The sequence below is a fragment of the Pseudomonas oryzihabitans genome, from assembly GCF_032027545.1.
In the GTDB taxonomy this organism is placed as follows: Bacteria; Pseudomonadota; Gammaproteobacteria; order Pseudomonadales; family Pseudomonadaceae; genus Chryseomonas; species Chryseomonas oryzihabitans_F.
Genome location: NZ_JAVSJB010000005.1, coordinates 174,989 through 193,805, shown reverse-complemented (window position 1 = coordinate 193,805; position 18,817 = coordinate 174,989). Strand labels below are relative to the sequence as shown.

Annotated in this window: 15 protein-coding genes; 7 read left to right on the top strand and 8 right to left on the bottom strand. The window is 62.7% G+C overall.

Annotated elements, in window-relative coordinates:
• Window positions 1–612 precede the first annotated feature (612 nt).
• From RND78_RS10400 to RND78_RS10385, 4 genes are all read right to left on the bottom strand, one after another.
• Window positions 613–1,698 carry a putative phage abortive infection protein gene (locus RND78_RS10400; RefSeq protein WP_312728458.1) on the bottom strand — a complete coding sequence of 362 codons (1,086 nt, stop codon included), beginning with the start codon at window positions 1,696–1,698 and terminating at the stop codon, window positions 613–615.
• Window positions 1,699–1,802: 104 nt separating this feature from the next.
• Entirely contained in the window at window positions 1,803–3,050 is a 1,248-nt protein-coding gene (locus RND78_RS10395; RefSeq protein WP_059226754.1) for a ribonucleotide-diphosphate reductase subunit beta, read from the bottom strand.
• A gap of 102 nt (window positions 3,051–3,152) precedes the next feature.
• On the bottom strand, window positions 3,153–6,068 hold the full coding sequence (locus RND78_RS10390; RefSeq protein WP_312728455.1) for a ribonucleoside-diphosphate reductase subunit alpha: 2,916 nt from the start codon (window positions 6,066–6,068) through the stop codon (window positions 3,153–3,155).
• Window positions 6,069–6,651: 583 nt separating this feature from the next.
• Window positions 6,652–7,476 carry a 4'-phosphopantetheinyl transferase superfamily protein gene (locus tag RND78_RS10385; protein ID WP_312728452.1) on the bottom strand — a complete coding sequence of 275 codons (825 nt, stop codon included), beginning with the start codon at window positions 7,474–7,476 and terminating at the stop codon, window positions 6,652–6,654.
• 339 nt (window positions 7,477–7,815) lie between these two features.
• On the opposite strand from RND78_RS10385, the gene RND78_RS10380 reads away from it, so the two are divergent.
• Window positions 7,816–9,162, top strand: a complete 1,347-nt coding sequence (locus RND78_RS10380) for a dicarboxylate/amino acid:cation symporter (protein ID WP_312728451.1) — start codon at window positions 7,816–7,818, stop codon at window positions 9,160–9,162.
• 431 nt (window positions 9,163–9,593) lie between these two features.
• On the opposite strand, the gene RND78_RS10375 is transcribed toward RND78_RS10380, so the two are convergent.
• The 3 genes from RND78_RS10375 to fabA all read right to left on the bottom strand — a co-directional run bounded on the left by RND78_RS10375 (window position 9,594) and on the right by fabA (window position 12,807).
• On the bottom strand, window positions 9,594–10,808 hold the full coding sequence (locus tag RND78_RS10375; RefSeq protein ID WP_312728449.1) for a sugar MFS transporter: 1,215 nt from the start codon (window positions 10,806–10,808) through the stop codon (window positions 9,594–9,596).
• Window positions 10,809–11,062: 254 nt separating this feature from the next.
• Window positions 11,063–12,280, bottom strand: coding sequence for a beta-ketoacyl-ACP synthase I (gene fabB, locus RND78_RS10370; RefSeq protein WP_312728448.1), 1,218 nt, complete (start codon window positions 12,278–12,280; stop codon window positions 11,063–11,065).
• Between the two features lie 11 nt (window positions 12,281–12,291).
• Window positions 12,292–12,807 carry a 3-hydroxyacyl-[acyl-carrier-protein] dehydratase FabA gene (gene fabA, locus RND78_RS10365; protein ID WP_058761548.1) on the bottom strand — a complete coding sequence of 172 codons (516 nt, stop codon included), beginning with the start codon at window positions 12,805–12,807 and terminating at the stop codon, window positions 12,292–12,294.
• Between the two features lie 433 nt (window positions 12,808–13,240).
• Here fabA and RND78_RS10360 point away from each other — a divergent pair, with 433 nt between their 5' ends.
• The 6 genes from RND78_RS10360 (at window position 13,241) to RND78_RS10335 (ending at window position 17,322) form a co-directional block, all read left to right on the top strand.
• Window positions 13,241–14,263 (top strand): NAD(P)H-dependent glycerol-3-phosphate dehydrogenase, encoded by a 1,023-nt coding sequence (locus tag RND78_RS10360; RefSeq protein WP_312728446.1) that lies wholly within the window; start codon window positions 13,241–13,243, stop codon window positions 14,261–14,263.
• A gap of 121 nt (window positions 14,264–14,384) precedes the next feature.
• On the top strand, window positions 14,385–14,684 hold the full coding sequence (locus RND78_RS10355; protein ID WP_312728444.1) for a DUF4389 domain-containing protein: 300 nt from the start codon (window positions 14,385–14,387) through the stop codon (window positions 14,682–14,684).
• Window positions 14,681–15,136 (top strand): phosphohistidine phosphatase SixA, encoded by a 456-nt coding sequence (gene sixA / locus RND78_RS10350; RefSeq protein WP_312728438.1) that lies wholly within the window; start codon window positions 14,681–14,683, stop codon window positions 15,134–15,136. The genes RND78_RS10355 and sixA overlap by 4 nt, the downstream gene beginning before the upstream one ends.
• A gap of 19 nt (window positions 15,137–15,155) precedes the next feature.
• A complete protein-coding gene (locus RND78_RS10345; protein WP_312728436.1) occupies window positions 15,156–15,593 on the top strand; it encodes a hotdog fold thioesterase in 438 nt (145 codons plus the stop codon).
• Between the two features lie 28 nt (window positions 15,594–15,621).
• Window positions 15,622–16,503, top strand: a complete 882-nt coding sequence (locus tag RND78_RS10340) for an alpha/beta fold hydrolase (RefSeq protein WP_312728434.1) — start codon at window positions 15,622–15,624, stop codon at window positions 16,501–16,503.
• A 6-nt stretch (window positions 16,504–16,509) separates the two neighbouring features.
• On the top strand, window positions 16,510–17,322 hold the full coding sequence (locus RND78_RS10335; protein WP_312728431.1) for a DUF4892 domain-containing protein: 813 nt from the start codon (window positions 16,510–16,512) through the stop codon (window positions 17,320–17,322).
• Between the two features lie 174 nt (window positions 17,323–17,496).
• Here the strand turns inward: RND78_RS10335 and RND78_RS10330 are convergent, their stop codons facing one another.
• Window positions 17,497–18,687: a CynX/NimT family MFS transporter gene (locus RND78_RS10330; RefSeq protein WP_312728428.1), complete on the bottom strand. Its 1,191-nt coding sequence runs from the start codon at window positions 18,685–18,687 to the stop codon at window positions 17,497–17,499.
• Between the last annotated feature and the right edge of the window lie 130 nt (window positions 18,688–18,817).

Sequence of the window (18,817 nt, the reverse complement as noted above, 5' to 3'; positions counted from 1 at the left end):
TGTAAGAGCCGAGGCCAACACTTAGGGGCAAAGCCTCTGTTGGATAGTCTCTGGGTTGGCCAATATTCTTATATAAATAATTTCTGCGAATGTTCAGGTTGCGTGGTTAAGAGTCAAGAAAATTCGTCTATAGATTGTTGGGTGCTCGGATACTGAAAAGATTATTCAATAAGTGATTTTTGCTCTATAGGGAGCTTTGGCTCTTTGAATGCAGTTTGCCATTCACAAAAGTTAGTACAAGGTATATATAAGTAGCGTTTCCCCATGTGTAAGTTTCTACGTTATTAGACATCGCGCTCTGCGTGCCGGGGATCTTTATTATTTCTAAAGTCTCTGCGTAGGTCATGCCTGGTTTAAGTGCATTGTATTGATCTAGTGTTATGTTGGGCTTGTTCTTGCGTATTGCTTCTGGGTTAAAATTTAGCCCTCCATAATTTATAGTGTTTCCGTTTCCATTTACCGCGGGACTGTAATTGCCTGTGGTCGATTGCGCACTGGTGGATTGCGTTAGAAATGAAAGGCATGTAGCGATGGCGCCAATTATTCCAGTCCAAAGCGATATGGTTTTTATGCTTTTTTTCATGGTTTACCTCAAGGTTTGCTATATGGGATTTACCAAGATTTTAATTTTAATATTTCTTCGGAGCTATTGTAGGCAAATTTATGGAAGAGATCAATTTGGTCCTGATTGTGGCTTATGAATTCAAAATTTATATGTTTTAGTATGGAGTATTTTTCCACGAAGTATTTCAATCCCCGCCCTTTTTGAGTAAGGCAGTTAAAAAATATTACTTCAAGCTCTGGCTGTTGAAGCTGTGCTCTCAGCATGCTTGCGTATCTTCTTTTTTCAAAATACATTGTTTTTGGTTCGTTCATGTGCCTATTTCTTTTCTGGCTTTGTGTGGATTTTCTTCCATAGTTATCTATTGTTTTTAATATCTGAAACATGTTTCTGAAGTAGTGATCGAATGCGCCGCCGTTATCCTTTTTTAGGATGTTCTCGGCGCAAGATATCATATGGGCTTTAATGTTGGCTCTCTCGTGAGAATCATAAAGTTCTTTGATGAACTTTTGTTGTTCTATGTTATTTTCGAATTGGTCGCCAAAAATAGCTGATAGCTTATCTTTTACTGGTGTGGTCGATGTGCTGTTTTTAATTTGTTGTTTTATAAGGTGGCTGGTTTTTTTGAATTGGCAGTTTCTGTTGTTGCCGAATCCTCGTAGTTCATCAGCTACAAGCTTATGTATTTCCATAAGTCTAAAAAGCACCGATTCAAAATTTTGCCTTTCAAAGACTTCGGTCTGATAGGCTTGTATTTTATTGGCTGCCTTATATTCTTCTCTTGTTTCATTAAGCTCTTTTCGTTGTAGTCTTACCGTATAGAGTACTGCCATTAGCGCTATGAAACTTAGCAGTGGGTTTAGAAAGCCCCCAAAGAAATCTCCTGCTTGCCCCATTTTTTCTGGGTCTATCGATTTTCCTTCCAGCCATTGGCTTGCCAGATAGGGCTTAAATTCTATATATAATATTGTTGTAGCTGAGATTACGGCTGCGATGCTGAATGTGAATATGGCTAAAGAAGGATTTAGATGCCTTTTGTAATCTTTTATCTTTATTTCGGCAAGTTTGGCTCGGTATTTTGCACGTTTTTTAAGTTCCAAAGCTAAGTGCTGTAGTCTTAGTTTTGCGTTTTGCATTTTTTATCCATAAAAAATTGCCCCGCGGTGCGAGGCAAAGTACTAGCTTTTATTCCGATAGATATCTATCTGATACTTCATTCCGTATCAATGAGCTGACTGTTTTAGTCCCAGCTCAACGCCCCACCCGTTTGATACTCGATCACTCGCGTCTCGAAGAAGTTCTTCTCCTTCTTCAGGTCCATGATCTCGCTCATCCAGGGGAAGGGGTTGGTGGCGCCCGGGTATTCTTCCTTGAGGCCGATCTGGGTCAGGCGGCGGTTGGCGATGAACTTGAGGTAGTCCTCCATCATCGCCGCGTTCATGCCCAGCACGCCGCGGGGCATGGTGTCGCGGGCGTATTCGATCTCCAGCTGGGTGCCCTGGAGGATCATCTGGGTGGCCTCGTCCTTCATCTGGGCATCCCACAGCTGCGGGTTCTCGATCTTGATCTGGTTGATCATGTCGATGCCGAAGTTCAGGTGCATGGACTCGTCACGCAGGATGTACTGGAACTGCTCGGCGGTGCCGGTCATCTTGTTGCGGCGACCCATGGAGAGGATCTGGGTGAAGCCGCAATAGAAGAAGATGCCTTCCAGCACGCAGTAGTAGGCGATCAGGTTCTTGAGGAACTGGCGATCGGTCTCCGGGGTGCCGGTCTTGAACTCGGGGTCGGAGATGGAGCGGGTGTACTTGAGGCCCCAGCTTGCCTTTTTCGCGACGCTCGGGATCTCGTGGTACATGTTGAAGATCTCGCCTTCATCCATGCCCAGCGACTCGATGCAGTACTGGTAGGCGTGGGTGTGGATCGCCTCTTCGAAGGCCTGGCGCAGGATGTACTGGCGGCACTCGGGGTTGGTGATCAGGCGGTAGACGGCCAAGACCAGGTTGTTGGCGACCAGGGAGTCGGCGGTGGAGAAGAAGCCGAGGTTGCGCTTGACGATGCGGCGCTCGTCCTCGGTGAGGCCGTCCGCGCTCTTCCAGGTCGCGATGTCGGCGTTCATGTTCACTTCCTGGGGCATCCAGTGGTTGGCGCAACCATCCAGATACTTCTGCCAGGCCCAGTCGTACTTGAAGGGCACGAGTTGGTTGAGATCGGCGCGGGCGTTGATCATCTGCTTGTCGCCGACGTGCACGCGCGCGGAAGAGCCTTCCAGGTCGTCCAGGCCTTCCTGGATGTCCAGTTCGTTCAGCGCGGCCTTGGCGCGGGCCACGGCGTCGGAGTCGTCGGCGGACAGGGCGCGGGCGTCATGGACCAGGGCGTCGCCCTCGGAGTCCAGGCGCTCGGTCTGGGCGGGGGCCTGGCCGGCCGCTTGGGCGGGCTTGGCGGTGGTGGTGTCGTCGTCTTTGTCGAATTCTTCCCAGTTCAGCATGGGGTGTCTCCTGGGTGGGCCCCGTCTTGGCGGCAGGGCGGATAGAAGGGATCGCGGCCATGGGCCGCTCCTACAGAAAGCGTAGGAGCGGCGGCGCGGGGGTTACTGGCAGGCTTCGCACTCGGGATCGTCGAGGCTGCAGGCCTTGGGCACCGGAGCCGGAGCGGCGGCCGGGGCGGCTTCGACCTTCTGGGCCGGGGCGGGCGCTGCACTGGCCTGGACGCCGGTGATGGGATCGGCGCTCACGGCGTTCAGCTTGCCGGTGTTGATGGTGGACTTCTCGGTGCTGGTGGCGGCCAGGGCACGGAGGTAGTAGGTGGTCTTCAGGCCGCGGAACCAGGCCATGCGGTAGGTCACGTCGAGCTTCTTGCCCGAGGCGCCGGCGATGTACAGGTTCAGCGACTGCGCCTGGTCGATCCACTTCTGGCGCCGGCTGGCGGCCTCGACGATCCACTTGGTCTCCACTTCGAAGGCGGTGGCGTAGAGGTCCTTCAGATCCTGCGGGATGCGCTCGATCTGCTGCACGGAGCCGTCGTAGTACTTGAGGTCGTTGACCATCACCGAATCCCACAGGCCGCGCGCCTTGAGGTCGCGCACCAGGTAGGGGTTGATGACGGTGAATTCGCCCGAGAGGTTCGACTTCACATAGAGGTTCTGGTAGGTCGGCTCGATCGACTGGGACACGCCGGTGATGTTGGCGATGGTCGCCGTCGGCGCGATGGCCATGATGTTGGAGTTGCGGATGCCCTTCTTGGCCCGCTCGCGCAGCGGGGCCCAGTCCAGGGTCTCGGACAGGTCGACCTCGATGTACTTGGCGCCGCGCTCTTCGATCAGGCGCTTCTCGGAATCGATCGGCAGGATGCCCTGGGACCACAGCGAACCCTGGAAGCTGGAGTAGCTGCCACGCTCTTCGGCCAGGTCACAGGAGGCCTGGATGGCGTAGTAGCTGATCACTTCCATGGAGGTGTCGGCGAACTGCACGGCGGCATCGGAGCCGTAGGCGATGTGCTGCAGGTACAGCGCGTCCTGGAAGCCCATGATGCCCATGCCCACCGGACGGTGCTTGAGGTTGGAGTTCTCCGCCTGGGGCACCGAGTAGTAGTTGATGTCGATGACGTTGTCGAGCATGCGCACGGCGGTCTTCACGGTGCGGGCGACCTTGGCCACGTCCAGCTTGCCGTCGACGATGTGGTTCACCAGGTTCACCGAACCCAGGTTGCACACGGCGATCTCGTCCTTGTTGGTGTTCAGGGTGATCTCGGTGCAGAGGTTGGAGCTGTGCACCACGCCCACGTGCTGCTGCGGGCTGCGCAGGTTGCACGGGTCCTTGAAGGTCAGCCACGGGTGGCCGGTCTCGAACAGCATGGACAGCATCTTGCGCCAGAGGTCCTTGGCCTTGATGGTCTTGTGCAGCTTGAGCTTGCCGTACTCGGTCAGGGCTTCGTAGTACTCGTAGCGCTCTTCGAAGGCCTTGCCGTAGAGGTCGTGCAGGTCGGGCACGTCGGCGGGGGAGAACAGGGTCCAGTTGCCATCCTCGAAGACGCGCTTCATGAACAGGTCGGGGATCCAGTTGGCGGTGTTCATGTCGTGGGTACGCCGACGGTCGTCACCGGTGTTCTTGCGCAGCTCGAGGAATTCCTCGATGTCCAGGTGCCAGGTTTCCAGGTAGGCGCAGACCGCGCCCTTGCGCTTGCCGCCCTGGTTGACCGCCACGGCGGTGTCGTTGACCACCTTGAGGAAGGGCACGACGCCCTGGCTCTTGCCGTTGGTGCCCTTGATGTAGGAGCCCAGCGCACGCACCGGGGTCCAGTCGTTGCCCAGGCCGCCGGCGAACTTCGACAGCATGGCGTTATCGTGGATGGCGCCATAGATGCCGGACAGGTCGTCGGGCACGGTGGTCAGGTAGCAGCTGGACAGCTGCGGACGCAGGGTGCCGGCGTTGAACAGGGTCGGGGTGGACGCCATGTAGTCGAAGCTGGCCAGCAGGTTGTAGAACTCGATGGCGCGGGCTTCCTTGTCTTTCTCCATGTGCGCCAGGCCCATGGCCACGCGCATGAAGAACAGCTGCGGCAGCTCGAAGCGGGTGCCGTGGCTGTGCAGGAAGTAGCGGTCGTACAGGGTCTGCAGACCCAGGTAGGTGAACTGCTGGTCGCGCTCGTGATCGATGGCGGCGCCGAGGCGCTCCAGGTCGAAGCTGGCCAGTTTCGGGTCCAGCAGCTCCAGCTCCACGCCCTTGGCGACATAGGCGGGCAGGGCCTTGGCGTACAGCTCGGCCATCTCGTGATGGGTGGCGGACTCGGCCACGCCGAGGAAGCTCAGGCCTTCGGCGCGCAGGCTGTCCATCAGCAGGCGGGCGGTGACGTAGGAATAGTTCGGCTCGCGCTCGACCAGGGTGCGGGCGGTCATCACCAGGGCGGTGTTGACGTCCTTCTCGGCCACGCCGTCGTACAGGTTCTTCAGGGTTTCCTTCTGGATCAGCTCGCCGTTCACCTCTTCCAGGCCTTCGCAGGCTTCGCTGATGATGGTGTTCAGGCGGCCCATGTCCAGCGGCTGGGTGGTGCCGTCGGCCTTGGTCACGCGGATGCTCGGGTGCGGCTCGGCGATGTCGCTGGCGGCGCCCTGCTTGCGCTCCTGGCTGCGGGCTTCACGGTAGATCACGTAGCTGCGGGCGACCTTCTGCTCGCCAGCGCGCATCAGGGCCAGTTCGACCTGGTCCTGGATTTCCTCGATGTGGATGGTGCCACCGGAGGGCATGCGGCGCTTGAAGGTGCTGCTGACCTGGTCGGTGAGCTGCTTGACGGTGGTGTGGATGCGCGAAGAAGCCGCGGCGGTACCGCCTTCCACGGCGAGGAAAGCCTTGCTGATGGCCACGGTGATCTTGTCGTCGGTGTAGGGGACGACGGTACCGTTGCGCTTGATGACGCGCAGTTGGCCGGGGGCGGTGGCGCCCAGGTCCTGGCTGGCCTCTTGCGCCGGGCGGCCCTGCTGGGCTTGCTCGCGGGTCAGGTCGGTGTGCATGCGGATCTCCCTTGATCTGAAATAGGGGACCGGCGGCGAGCCGACGGTCCGGAAGAGGGTTGGCCCAGGGCCTGCGCGACGCGGACGTCACGCGACTACCAATGAAGATTCCCACGAAAAGCCGTGCCGACGCCGACTCCCGAAGGTGTCGACGGGCGGGGTCCAGGACCCTGGAAATTCATAATTCGGACGACAGGATAAGCCCTCCTCGCAAGGAGAGACAGTCTTGACAGGGGGGTGTTTCGCCGTCCCAGCCACCACCGACGAACTGCTATATATGGTGGTGCGATGCGCTACTGGCCACTAGATGTCGCGTTTATCACGTTTTCGGCTGTGGATAACGAGTGGATAAGCTGTTCGGTACTGGGGGGTATCCTGGGGGTAGGCCCAGGCCAGCCCTCGCGAACTCCGGTCTCAGAGCCTGCTGGTCAAATAACGTACAGGCGCCGCCCCTGTCGCATCCAGCAAAGTGGCGGGATATACCGGTTCGCTATGAGCGTCCCAGCCGACATAAGAAAACGATAGATAGACGGTGCGACCTTCCGCCTCGGTGCCGTTTCCCTCCTGCCCACGGTCGCCTTCCTTATATAGCTAGAGAAACGTAGCCATGGTCCTGGGCGCGCACCGCCAGTAGCGTCAGCAGCCGCTGCTCGTCATCCAGCTGGAAGTGACCACTCAGCTCGGCTCCAGCGCTCCAGCGCGGGGACAGGTCGCTGAGCAGGCGGATGGCGAAGCGACCGGACGCTCGATCCCAGGCGAGGATCTCGGCGTCCTGGAAGAAGAACATCCGCTGCACCTGGGGATGGAGCGCCTTGAACAGACTTTCCTTGGCCGAAAAGGCCAGGGTGATGGCGAAGGCCTGCTCGCTTTCGTCGAGAGGATGCAGGCGCGCGAGTTCGGCCGGGGTGAGGATCTGGTCGACCAGGCGCAGGGCCTTGGCGGGTTCGAGCAGCGACTCGGCGTCCAGGCCTATGCCCAGGTACTCCTGCTGCCGACCCACCGCCGCCGCGGCCCAGCCGTGGCTATGGGTGATGGCCCCCACCTGGCCCGCCGGCCAGGCCGGGCCGCGGTCCTGGCTGCGGTGTCCCGGGACCTGGGCGCTGCCGGTCAGGCGCCGCAGGGCTTCCCGGGCGCAGAGACGCCCCGCGAGGTATTCGGCCTGGCGTTTGGCCACGGCGCGCCAGAGGTTGTCCGGTGGCTGCACGCCAAGGCGCGAGGTATCGCGCTCGAAGTCGACCTGGGTGGCATCGAAGCGGCAGCAGAAGACTTCCAGCGACGCCAGGTCTTCGCCCAGGGGGGCGAGGGGGGCGGGCAGGGTGCAGCAGCCCGGTAGATCCTTCACTTGCATGGTGGGTACGGTGGCAGGGTGATCCCGGCATTCTACTTGGCCGGGGAGGTGGCGGTTCATACCGCGGTCCCGCGAAAGGCTGCCGAGGATAGCCGACTACCGATCCTCATGGGCGGAAAACCGCCTGGGACGATGGGGGATTTCCGCCCACTTTCGTCGGGTGGCGGAGTCCCGCCCCGGTTTCGCCACTAGACTTTCGACTGAAAGGTGCATGAAAGCTGGCCATTTGATTGCGCAGGCAAAAGTGGAACGGCTATTGCTTAGCTACAGGCAGATACCGGTGTCACCGTCGCGCGGCCATCGGGTCCACAACAAAAAGCTCTCAGGATGAGAGAGCCACTTTCAGTCAGGTGCCCACTCGAGACAGGACGTCAGGTAGTGGCCACAAGGGAAAGAGCCATGACAGCAACCGTCGACACAACAACTACTACCGCTCCCGCGCCCAAGCTGCCCGTCAAACGACCCCTCTACAAGAGTCTGTACTTCCAGGTGATCGTCGCCATCATCCTGGGTGTGCTGCTCGGCCACTTCTATCCCCAGACCGGCGCCGCCATGAAGCCGCTGGGCGACGGTTTCATCAAGCTGATCAAGATGGTCATCGCGCCCATCATCTTCTGCACCGTGGTGACGGGTATCGCCGGCATGCAGAACATGAAGGCGGTCGGCAAGACCGGCGGCATGGCCCTGCTGTACTTCGAAATCTTCTCCACCATCGCCCTGCTGATCGGCCTGATCGTGGTCAACGTCGTCCAACCGGGCGCCGGCATGAACGTCGACGTCAGCACCCTGGACACCAAGGGCATCGCGGCCTACGCTGCGGCTGGCGAGAAGCAGAGCACCATCGACTTCCTGCTGAACATCATCCCGTCGACGGTGGTCAACGCCTTCGCTACCGGTGAGATCCTCCAGGTGCTGTTCTTCGCCGTGCTGTTCGGCTACGCCCTGCATCGCCTGGGCGAGACCGGCCAACTGGTGTTCAACTTCATCGACCGTATCTCCCACGTCTTCTTCAACATCATCAACGTCATCATGAAGCTCGCCCCCATCGGCGCCTTCGGTGCCATGGCGTTCACCATCGGCAAGTACGGCGTCGGCACCCTGGTGCAGCTGGGCTACCTGATGGCCTGCTTCTACATCACCTGCCTGCTGTTCGTGCTGGTGGTGCTGGGTGCCGTAGCCCGCTTCCACGGCTTCAGCATCCTCAAGTTCATCAGGTACATCCGTGAAGAACTGCTGATCGTGCTGGGTACCTCGTCCTCCGAGTCCGCCCTGCCGCGCATGCTGACCAAGATGCAGAAGCTGGGCGCCGAAAAGTCGGTGGTTGGCCTGGTGATCCCCACCGGCTACTCCTTCAACCTCGACGGTACTTCCATCTACCTGACCATGGCCGCGGTGTTCATCGCCCAGGCCACCAACACCCAGATGGACATCACCCACCAGATCACCCTGCTGCTGGTGCTGCTGATCTCCTCCAAGGGCGCTGCGGGCGTCACCGGTAGCGGCTTCATCGTGCTGGCCGCCACCCTGTCTGCCGTCGGTCACGTACCGGTCGCTGGCTTGGCGCTGATCCTGGGTATCGACCGCTTCATGTCCGAGGCTCGCGCCCTGACCAATCTGGTCGGCAACGGCGTGGCCTCCATCGTGGTCGCCAAATGGTGCGGCCAGCTGGACGAGCAGACTCTGAAGACCGAACTCGCTCGTGGCCCGAACTTCGTCGAGATCGAGGAAGCACGTCAGACCGCCTGAGCCTAGCCGAGGGCCGCTCCCCGAGCCGCTCTCCCGCAACACCGAAACGCCCGTGTCGAGAGATGCGGGCGTTTTCTTTTGTGCGCGATTTGGCCGGGGCAGGGGCGATGGGGTTGTGGCGGGCCTCAGGCTCCGGGTGCTCGGCTGGCTCCGGCACGGCCCTGCCGGAGGCTGCGTTGGCTGCTGCTGAGTGCCAGCGAGAGGGCTTACGGGCCCGCGGGCAATCGCAGGACGCAAGGCGAGGACACCAGGCGTTATCGCACCGCGGGCCAGGGTGTGGCTGAAGGGATGGGCAGTGACGTCAGGCAGGCGAGGGCAGCGCGCCATCCGGGGGGTGACAGGTCGGTTGCGGAAGCGCGAAGCGGGGGAAGAAACGGGAGGGGCAGGAGGAGGGGTGAAGCGCTGGCGGGGCGCCAGCGCTTCGGGGTGGATCAGCGACGCAGGGTGGGGCGGTAGCCCATCACGCCGTAGAACAGGATGTAGACGTAGCAGAGCAGGGGGATGACGAAGGAGGGCAGCAGGCCGATGGTGTCGGCGAAGTAGCCCTGGATGGCCGGCACCAGGGCGCCGCCGACGATACCCATGCACAGCAGGCCCGAACCCTTGGAGGTGAACTTGCCCAGACCCTTGAGCGCCAGGGAGAAGATGGTCGGGAACATGATGGAGTTGAAGAAGCCGATGGCCAGCAGGGACCACATGGCGACCTTGCCGCCCTGCAGCACGGCCACGGCCAGCAGCACGCCGATGGCGATGGCGTTGCAGCTCAGCACCAGGTTCGGCCGCACCTTGGTCATGATCACACCGCCGATGAAGCGACCGACCATGGCGCCACCCCAGTAGAGGGACAGGTACTTGGCGGCGGTGGCGGCATCCAGGCTGGCCACGTCCGGGCTCTCCATCAGGCTCACCAGATAGCTGCCGATGGACACTTCCGCGCCCACGTACATGAAGATGCCGACCACGCCGAGCAGCAGGTGGCGATAGGCCCAGACGCTGTTGGCGGTCAGGGCGTTCTCGTCGGTGGCGTTGTCCTGTTCGGTGTCCTTGATCTGCGGCAGGCGGAACAGGCCGATGATGACGGCCAGGGCGACCAGCATGCCGGCCAGGATCAGGTAGGGCAACTGCACCGAATGGGCGGCGGAGTCTTCACCCACCAGGGCCAGGATGGTCACCGCGCCGACCAGCGGGCCGACGGTGGTGCCCAGGGAGTTGAAGGCCTGGGTGAGGTTGAGGCGCGAGGCCGCGGTTTCCGGCTTGCCGAGGATGGTGACGTAGGGATTGGCCGCCACCTGCAGTACGGTGATACCGGCCGCCAGAACGAACAGGGCGGTCAGGAAGAAGCCGTAGGAGTGGGCTCCAGCCGCGGGATAGAACAGCACGCAACCGACGCCGGCGGTGAGCAGGCCGACGATGATGCCCTTCTTGTAGCCCAGGCTCTCCACCAGGCGACCCGCCGGAAAGGAGACGATGAAGTAGGCGGTGAAGAAGCAGAATTGGATCAGCGAGGCCTGCAGATAGCTGAGGGTGAAGACCGCCTTGAGGTGGGGGATGAGGATGTCGTTCAGCGAGGTGATCAGCCCCCACATGAAGAACAGCAGGGTGAGGACGATCAGGGGTCCGCGGTAGCTCTGGTTTTGATTGTGCATTGGGGCTCCATGGGTACGACGGTTTCTTGTGTCTGCCCGATCTACTCGGACAGCGCTGTCTATGGCAGCTGTGCGGGCACAGCGAAGCGGCGCGAGATTAAGCTATTCGCGCTGCTGAATCCATTCTTCCTGGAGGTTCGCAGGCGAAGCGCTGGCGCCTTCGACCGTGGGGCTCATGACCGGTTCAGCCGGTCCGCGAGCAGAAATGAAAAACGGCGCCAGAGGCGCCGTTTGGATCACACGAGCGAGGCCTGTCAGCCCTGCCAGCGCTTGAGGACCAGGGTAGCGTTGGTGCCGCCGAAGCCGAAGCTGTTGCTCATGATGAGGTTCAGCTGGGCGTCTTCCTTGGTCTCGCGCAGGATCGGCATGTCAGCGACTTCCGGGTCCAGCTCGTCGATGTTGGCCGAGCCGGCGATGAAGTTGCCTTCCATCATCAGCATGCAGTAGATGGCCTCGTGCACACCGGCAGCACCCAGGGAGTGACCGGACAGGCTCTTGGTGGAGCTGATGACCGGTGCCTTGTCGCCGAACACGGCGCGAACGCCCTTGATCTCGGCCACGTCGCCCACCGGGGTGGAAGTACCGTGGGTGTTCAGGTAGTCGATCTCGCCATCGACGGTGGACAGCGCCTGCTGCATGCAGCGGATGGCGCCTTCGCCGCTCGGGGCGACCATGTCGTAACCGTCGGAGGTCGCGCCATAGCCGACGATCTCGGCATAGATCTTGGCGCCGCGGGCCAGGGCGTGCTCGAGTTCTTCGACCACCACCATGCCGCCGCCGCCGGCGATGACGAAACCGTCACGCTTGCTGTCGTAGGCACGGGAGGCCTTTTCCGGCGTCTCGTTGTAGTCGCTGGAGAGCGCGCCCATGGCATCGAACAGCATGCTCTGGGTCCAGTGCTCTTCCTCGCCGCCGCCGGCGAAGACCACGTCCTGCTTGCCGAGCTGGATCTGCTCCATGGCCAGGCCGATGCAGTGGGCGCTGGTGGCGCAGGCCGAGGCCACGGAGTAGTTCAGGCCCTTGATCTTGAAGGGGGTGGCCAGGCAGGCGGAGACCGTGCTGCTCATGGTCCGGGTCACGCGGTAGGGACCGACGCGCTTGACGCCCTTCTCGCGCAGGATGTCCAGGGCTTCCATCTGGTTGAAGGTGGAAGCGCCACCGGAACCGGCGATCAGGCCGGTACGGGGGTTGGACACCTGCTCTTCGGACAGGCCGGAATCCTTGATCGCCTGCTCCATCGCCAGGTAGGCGTAGGCGGCGGCATCGCCGACGAAGCGCTTGACCTTGCGGTCGATCAATTCTTCGAGATTCAGGTCGATGGAACCGGAAACCTGACTGCGCAGACCCATCTCGGCGTATTCCGGGTTGTGACGGATGCCGGCACGGCCCGCGCGCAGGTTGGCGGAAACGGTGTCTTTATCATTGCCCAGGCACGAAACGATACCCAGACCGGTAATGACGACGCGACGCATGCGAAAAGCCCTTAGAAGCTATCGGTGGAAGTGAACAGGCCGACGCGCAGACCTTCGGCGGAGTAGATCTCGCGGCCGTCCACGCTTACGGTGCCATCGGCGATGGCCAGGATCAGCGACCTGTTGATAGTGCGCTTGATATGGATATTGTAGGTGACCTTCTTGGCGGTCGGCAGTACCTGGCCGAAGAACTTCACTTCGCCGGAGCCCAGGGCGCGACCGCGACCCGGATTGCCCTGCCAGCCGAGGTAGAAGCCGACCAGTTGCCACATGGCGTCCAGGCCCAGGCAGCCCGGCATCACCGGATCACCTTCGAAGTGGCAACCGAAGAACCAGAGATCGGGACGGATATCGAGTTCCGCCACCAGTTCGCCCTTGCCGTATTTCCCGCCTACCTCGCTGATATGCACGATCCGATCGATCATCAGCATGTTCGGCGCGGGTAATTGGGCGTTGCCCGGCCCGAAGAGCTCGCCACGGCTGCAGCGCAGCAAGTCTTCGTAGGTAAAGGCGTGTTGTTTGGTCATGCAAGCTCCTGTAGCTGGCCTAGGTCCAGGCTCTGGCGACTCCAAAGGTCGCTCTGGGTATGGCTTCGTGTAGCAGTAGACTGCCGGGGCATGGGGAAAGTCACAGGCCAGCGCCCCGCTCGTTAACGGACCATTGTGCACTTTCCTCAGTCAATTCTCCATCCTGTGAGCCTGTTCAGGATCTCGCGAGCGAGAGCCTGACAAGGCGCAGCGACCAACGGGAGTAACAGCCGAAGGCTGGCCCGAAGGGTGAGCGCAAGCGAATCAAAGGCCTGAGGAAGCGGAGTTTACGAGTGGTAAATGAGCATTCCGAAGGCCTTTTCAACGCCGTTTGGCCGACGCGCAGCAGATCATGAACAGGCTCTGATCCGCGCGAGCGGCTACCGTATACTGGCGACGAGGCCGCGCGATCGCGGTGAAGACGAGAGTTTCGATGACAGTCCAATCCCCCATCGCCGTCCTGGGTGGCGGCAGTTTCGGTACCGCCCTGGCCAATCTGGTCGCCGAGAACGGGCTGCCGGTGCGCCTGTGGATGCGTGATCCGCAACAGGCCGAGACCATCCGTCGCGAGCGCGAGAATCCCCGCTATCTGAAGGGTATCAAGGTGCACGCCGCGGTCGAGGCGACCAGCGACCTGCAGGGCGCCATCGCGGACTGCGAACTGGTGCTGGTGGCGCTGCCGTCGAGCGCACTACGCCATGCCCTGGCGCCCATCGCGACGCAGCTGGAGGGCCGCTTCCTGGTCAGTACCACCAAGGGCATCGAGGCACATTCCTTCATGCTGATGAGCGAGATCCTCGCGGAGATCGTGCCGCGGGCACGCATCGGCATCATTTCCGGCCCCAATCTCGCCCGCGAGATCGCCGAGCACCAGCTCACCGCCACCGTGGTGGCGAGCGAGGACGAAGCCGTCTGCCGCCGGGTGCAGGCCGCGCTGCATGGCCGCACCTTCCGCGTCTATGCCAGTGCCGATCGCCTGGGCGTGGAGCTGGCCGGCGCCCTGAAGAACGTCTACGCCATCATCGCCGGCATGGCCGCGGCGCTGGAAATGGGCGAGAACACCCGCAGCATGCTGATCACCCGTGCCCTGGCGGAGATGACCCGCTTCGCCGTGCAGCGTGGTGCCAACCCCATCACCTACCTGGGCCTGGCCGGGGTAGGGGACCTGATCGTGACCTGCTCGTCGGAGAAGAGTCGCAACTACCGGGTGGGCCATGCCCTGGGTCGTGGGCTGAGCCTGGACGAAGCGGTGGCCCAGATCGGCGAGACCGCCGAGGGCGTCAATACCCTGCGGGTGCTCAAGGAAAAGGCGGACGAGCTGGGCGTCTACATGCCCCTGGTCAATGGCCTCTATGCCATCCTGTTCCAGGGCCGCAGCCTGGGGCAGGTAATCGAGGCCCTGATGGGCGGCGAGCCCAAGACGGATGTCGATGTCGCGGACGCCACTTTCGGCTGAGAGCCTGTTCATGATCTGCTGCGCGTCGGCCAAACTGCGTTGAAAATGCCTTGTTTGGCTCTAGCGCGCGAGATCCTGAACAGGCTCTGAGCCGCTACACTGTTCGAAAAGAGGAATTCCCATGTCTGACCCCCTGCATTCCCGCGAGCTGCTTGGCCTGCGCCTGATCTGGATGCTGTTGTTCCTGTTCGTCTGGCTGGGTGCCCAGTACCTGCTGGCGGTGGTGGTGCTGGTGCAGTTGGTGGTGCGCCTGATCAAGGGTGAACCCCATCCGGGCCTGACCGGTTTCGGCGCCGCGCTGGCGACCTATCTGGGGCAGATCGTGCGTTTCGGCACCTTCGCCAGCGAGTCAAAACCCTGGCCCTTCGCCGAATGGCCGGCCGAGGATCGGCCCGAAGACCGCTCCGCTACTGCGCCATGAAGCTCTGGCTGCTCAGGCATGGCGAGGCCGGGACGCGGGCGGCGAGCGACGAGCTGCGCGAGCTGACCACGGCAGGGCAGCGGGCTGTCCTGCGTAGCGCCGGCCAGTTGCAGGATGCCGATCTGCAGCTGATCCTCGCCAGCCCCTATGTGCGGGCACGGCAGACGGCGGCGCTGGTACAGCGGCAGTTGGCCTGGACCGGCGAGCTGCTCAGCGCCCCCTGGGCGACCCCGGAAGGCCAGCCCGAGCGGGCGTTGCAGGAGCTGGAGCGCCTGGGCGTGGAACGCCTGCTGCTTGTAACCCACAATCCCTTCGTCGGCGAGCTGGCCGGTTGGTTGCTGCATGGACACCGGCAGGCGCCGGTGCCCATGGGTACCGCCTGCCTGCTCTGTCTGGAAGCGCCGCTCCCACTGGCGGGCGGCTTCGATCTGGTCAGCCGTTTCGACGCCTGACGACCTTCGAGGAAGCGACATGACGATCTGGCACACCCCTCCGGACCCCGAGGCCTTGACCCGGCTGCTCGACGATACCCTCGGCCAGCACCTGGACATGCGCATCGAGGCCTGGGACGACGACAGCCTCACCGCCAGCATGGTGGTGGATCGGCGCACCCACCAGCCCATGGGGCTGCTGCATGGCGGTGCCTCGGTGGCCCTGGCCGAGACCGTCGGATCGGTGGCCAGCATGCTCTGTGTCGATCGCTCGCGCTTCTATTGCGTGGGCCAGGAGATCAATGCCAATCACCTGCGTGGCGTACGCTCCGGCCGGGTGACCGCGGTCGCTCGCCCCCTGCACCTGGGACGCAGCAGTCATGTTTGGGACATCCGTCTGAGTGACGAGGGGGGGCGCCTGACCTGCGTGTCCCGCCTGACCGTCGCCGTGGTGCCCCTGCAGCGGGACGCCTCCTGAGCATGGCCGGCTGTCCGGGACACCGTTCATGACGGCTCATGTCCAGGAGTTGCGGCTGGAGTTGCCCCATGTGGAGCTGAGCGCGCGGGTAAGTGGCCCCGAGGATGGCTATCCGGTACTGGCGCTGCATGGCTGGCTGGACAATGCCATGACCTTCGCCCGTCTCGCCCCACGGCTGACAGGGCTGCGCATCGTCGCGCTGGACCTGCCCGGGCACGGACTGTCGGCCCATCGCCCGGCTGGCGTCGGCTACGCCATCCAGGACTATGGGCTGGACGTGCTGGCCGCGGCCGACCAACTGGGTTGGACGCGCTTCGGGCTGCTCGGCCATTCCATGGGCGCCATCGTCGGCATGATCACTGCGGCCGCCGTGCCGGAGCGGATCGAGCGGCTGGCCTTGATCGATGGCCTGTTGCCCTACACCACGCCGGCGGACGAGGTGCCCGAGAAGCTAGGCAAGGCGCTGCTGGCGGAGCGGGAGCTGCCCAACCGCCGCAAGCCGGTCTATGCCCAGGTGGAAGATGCCGTGGCGGCGCGCCTGAAGGGCGCCCTGACCGTGAGTCGGGAAGCCGCGGAGCTGCTCGCCGAGCGTGGCCTGATGGCGGTGCCGGGCGGCTATACCTGGCGCTCCGATCCCTCGCTACGCCTGCCCAGCCGGCTGAGATTCACCCCGGAACAGGCCCGCGCCTGCGTGCGTGCCGTGCGTTGCCCGACAGCGCTGGTGATCGCCGCTGACGGTCTGCTCGCACCCCATGCCGAAGCCATGGCGCTGGCCCGAGAGCAGCCTTCCTTTGCGCTGTGCGAGCTGCCAGGTGGCCATCATCTGCACCTCGACGATGAGGAGGGTGCCGCGGCCGTCGCAGATTGTTTCAATGCCTTCTTTGCCGCCACGGGCGGGCTGCCTGAATAATGCGGCATGCCTAGCCGTCATTGTGATCCATCTCTCATCCTTATCCGCCGTGTGCTGCTGGTGGGCCTGTTGTCGTCCCTGGGCGGGGTACAGGCTGCCGTGATGGCCGAACTCGAACCTTTCGACCACGCGCAGCTCGTCCGCGAGAGCGGACCGGCCGTGACGGAGCGCCTCTATCCGCTGGGGCCGGCCAGCCGCATCGGCGGCCGGCTGCGGCTGGAGGATTCGCTGCAGGTCGAGGGCGAACTGCAGGCCCAGACGTTCGAGCTGGCCAGCGGTCACCCGCCGCTGGCGCGCCTCGATACCGAGCGCCAACGCCTCCAGCAGCACGGCGCGACGCTGCTCTATTGGTGCGAAGGGCGCGACTGCGGTGCCAGCAACGTCATCGCCAACAGCATCCTTGGTGAGGCCATGCTCTATGGCCCCGATGATCAGCAAGGGCTGCTGGTGCTGCAGTTGGCCGAACCTCAGACGGTGCTGACGCTCTATGGCATCACCCGCGGCAATAGACGCGGCTACCTGCATGCCGAGCGCCTGCAGTCCGCGCAGCCGTTACCCGCGCTGCTGCCCAGCGCCAGTACCCTGCTCAAGGAGTTGCAGCGTGACGGTCAACTGCTGCTGCCGATACTGGCCACCGCGCCGGAGCAGGCCTGGGTGGCGCGGCTGGCCGCGGCCCTGGCACTCAATGGCGACGTGGCCGTGATCCTGGGCGGTGCCCAGGCCGAGGCCTGGCAGGATGCCCTGCGCCAGGCGGGCATTCGCGCTGCGCGGCTGCAGAGCGATGCGAGCCGGCCGGCCGGTCTCTATCGGCGGTCCTAGTGTGGTGTTTCAGACGTTATCTACACGATGTTGACGGCGCTTTTTGAGCGTGGGCGGCGTTGCCACTCATCGCCATCGCCCCGCTATGACTCGTCGCGGCGCCTAGCCCAGTCGGAACGCCGAACCGCCAAAAAATCACTCGCCAATTCTTGCGCGAACGTCTGAAACACCACACTAGACGTCGTTGACGTAGCGGGTGCGCCCGGCGCCCAGGCCGCACAGCGTAGCCAGCACGGCGATCAGGGTGAAGAGCATGCCCATGGGCGCCCAGCTCTGGGTGGCGTCGTGGAGGATGCCGACCAGCAGTGGACCGAGGGACGCCAGGCTGTAACCCGCGCCCTGAGCCATGCCGGAAAGCCGTCCGGCGGTCTCGGCATCACGGGAGCGCAGCACCAGCAGGGCAAGGGCCAGGCTGAAGGTGCCGCCCTGGCCCAGTCCCAGCACCACGGCCCAGAGCCATAGCGTGTTCAAGGGCGCATAGAGGCAACCCAGCAGACCCGCGAGGGTAGCGGCCATGACCAGGACTATGGCCAGGCGTTGGTCTCGTCCACGGGTCGCGAGCCAGGGTGCGGTCAAGGCGCTGACCAGTTGGGTCAGTATCGAGCCCGACAGCATCACGCCGGCTTGCACGGTGCCGAGGCCACGATCCATCAGCAGGGTGGGCAGCCAGCCGAACACGATGTAGGCCAGCGACGACTGCAGCCCCATGTAGAGGGTGATCTGCCAGGCCAGGCGGTTGCGCCACAGGGAGACCCCGTTACCCCGATGCGACGTCGCTGTCGGCGGCTGGCGCAGTTGCGGCAGCCACACCAGCAGGGCGACCAGGGCGACCGTCGCCCAGGTCGCCAGGGCGGGTTGCCAGCGCCCGTCGAAGGCCTCGGCCAGCGGGGCGGTGGCACCGGCGGCCAGGGCGGCGCCGATGCACAGCATCATGGTGTAGAGGCCCATGAGCTGGCCGGCCTGGGCGGGGAAGTCGCGCTTGACCAGGGCCGGCAGGAGGACGCCGAGGATGCCGATGCAGGCCCCGGCGATCAGGCTGCCGAGGAACAGGCCCGTGGGCGGCAGCAGGCTGCGCAGGACGATACCGCCTGCCAGCAGCGCCAGGATGGCGCCGAGGGCGCGTTCGCTGCCCCAGCGGCGGGCCAGGCGCGGCGCCAGGGGCGCGAACAGGCCCAGGCAGAGGACGGGCAGGGTGGTGAGCAACCCGATGGCGCTGCTGGAGAGACCGGTGCTGCTTTCGATCTGGCGCAACAGGGGCGCCAGGCTCGACAGCGCCGGGCGCAGGTTGAGGGCGATGAGCATGAGGCTGGCGAGCAGCAGACCGCGTTGCCACGGCGAACGGCAGGAAAGGTTGGAAGAGGACATGCGGAAGGTTGCGATGACGGAAACCGCCAATGCTAGCTCAGTCTGGCCATAACGCACGGCGCCTTCGACCGCCACCCTGCACGGAAAAAAAATAGTCGGAGGGGCGGCTAAAAAATCGCCAGATCGTTCA

Coding starts and splice junctions, on each gene's coding strand:
- RND78_RS10400 (WP_312728458.1), bottom strand. CDS start 1,698: ATGCAAAACGCAAAACTAAGACTACAGCACTTAGCTTTGGAACTTAAA.
- RND78_RS10395 (WP_059226754.1), bottom strand. CDS start 3,050: ATGCTGAACTGGGAAGAATTCGACAAAGACGACGACACCACCACCGCC.
- RND78_RS10390 (WP_312728455.1), bottom strand. CDS start 6,068: ATGCACACCGACCTGACCCGCGAGCAAGCCCAGCAGGGCCGCCCGGCG.
- RND78_RS10385 (WP_312728452.1), bottom strand. CDS start 7,476: ATGAACCGCCACCTCCCCGGCCAAGTAGAATGCCGGGATCACCCTGCC.
- RND78_RS10380 (WP_312728451.1), top strand. CDS start 7,816: ATGACAGCAACCGTCGACACAACAACTACTACCGCTCCCGCGCCCAAG.
- RND78_RS10375 (WP_312728449.1), bottom strand. CDS start 10,808: ATGCACAATCAAAACCAGAGCTACCGCGGACCCCTGATCGTCCTCACC.
- fabB (WP_312728448.1), bottom strand. CDS start 12,280: ATGCGTCGCGTCGTCATTACCGGTCTGGGTATCGTTTCGTGCCTGGGC.
- fabA (WP_058761548.1), bottom strand. CDS start 12,807: ATGACCAAACAACACGCCTTTACCTACGAAGACTTGCTGCGCTGCAGC.
- RND78_RS10360 (WP_312728446.1), top strand. CDS start 13,241: ATGACAGTCCAATCCCCCATCGCCGTCCTGGGTGGCGGCAGTTTCGGT.
- RND78_RS10355 (WP_312728444.1), top strand. CDS start 14,385: ATGTCTGACCCCCTGCATTCCCGCGAGCTGCTTGGCCTGCGCCTGATC.
- sixA (WP_312728438.1), top strand. CDS start 14,681: ATGAAGCTCTGGCTGCTCAGGCATGGCGAGGCCGGGACGCGGGCGGCG.
- RND78_RS10345 (WP_312728436.1), top strand. CDS start 15,156: ATGACGATCTGGCACACCCCTCCGGACCCCGAGGCCTTGACCCGGCTG.
- RND78_RS10340 (WP_312728434.1), top strand. CDS start 15,622: ATGACGGCTCATGTCCAGGAGTTGCGGCTGGAGTTGCCCCATGTGGAG.
- RND78_RS10335 (WP_312728431.1), top strand. CDS start 16,510: ATGCCTAGCCGTCATTGTGATCCATCTCTCATCCTTATCCGCCGTGTG.
- RND78_RS10330 (WP_312728428.1), bottom strand. CDS start 18,687: ATGTCCTCTTCCAACCTTTCCTGCCGTTCGCCGTGGCAACGCGGTCTG.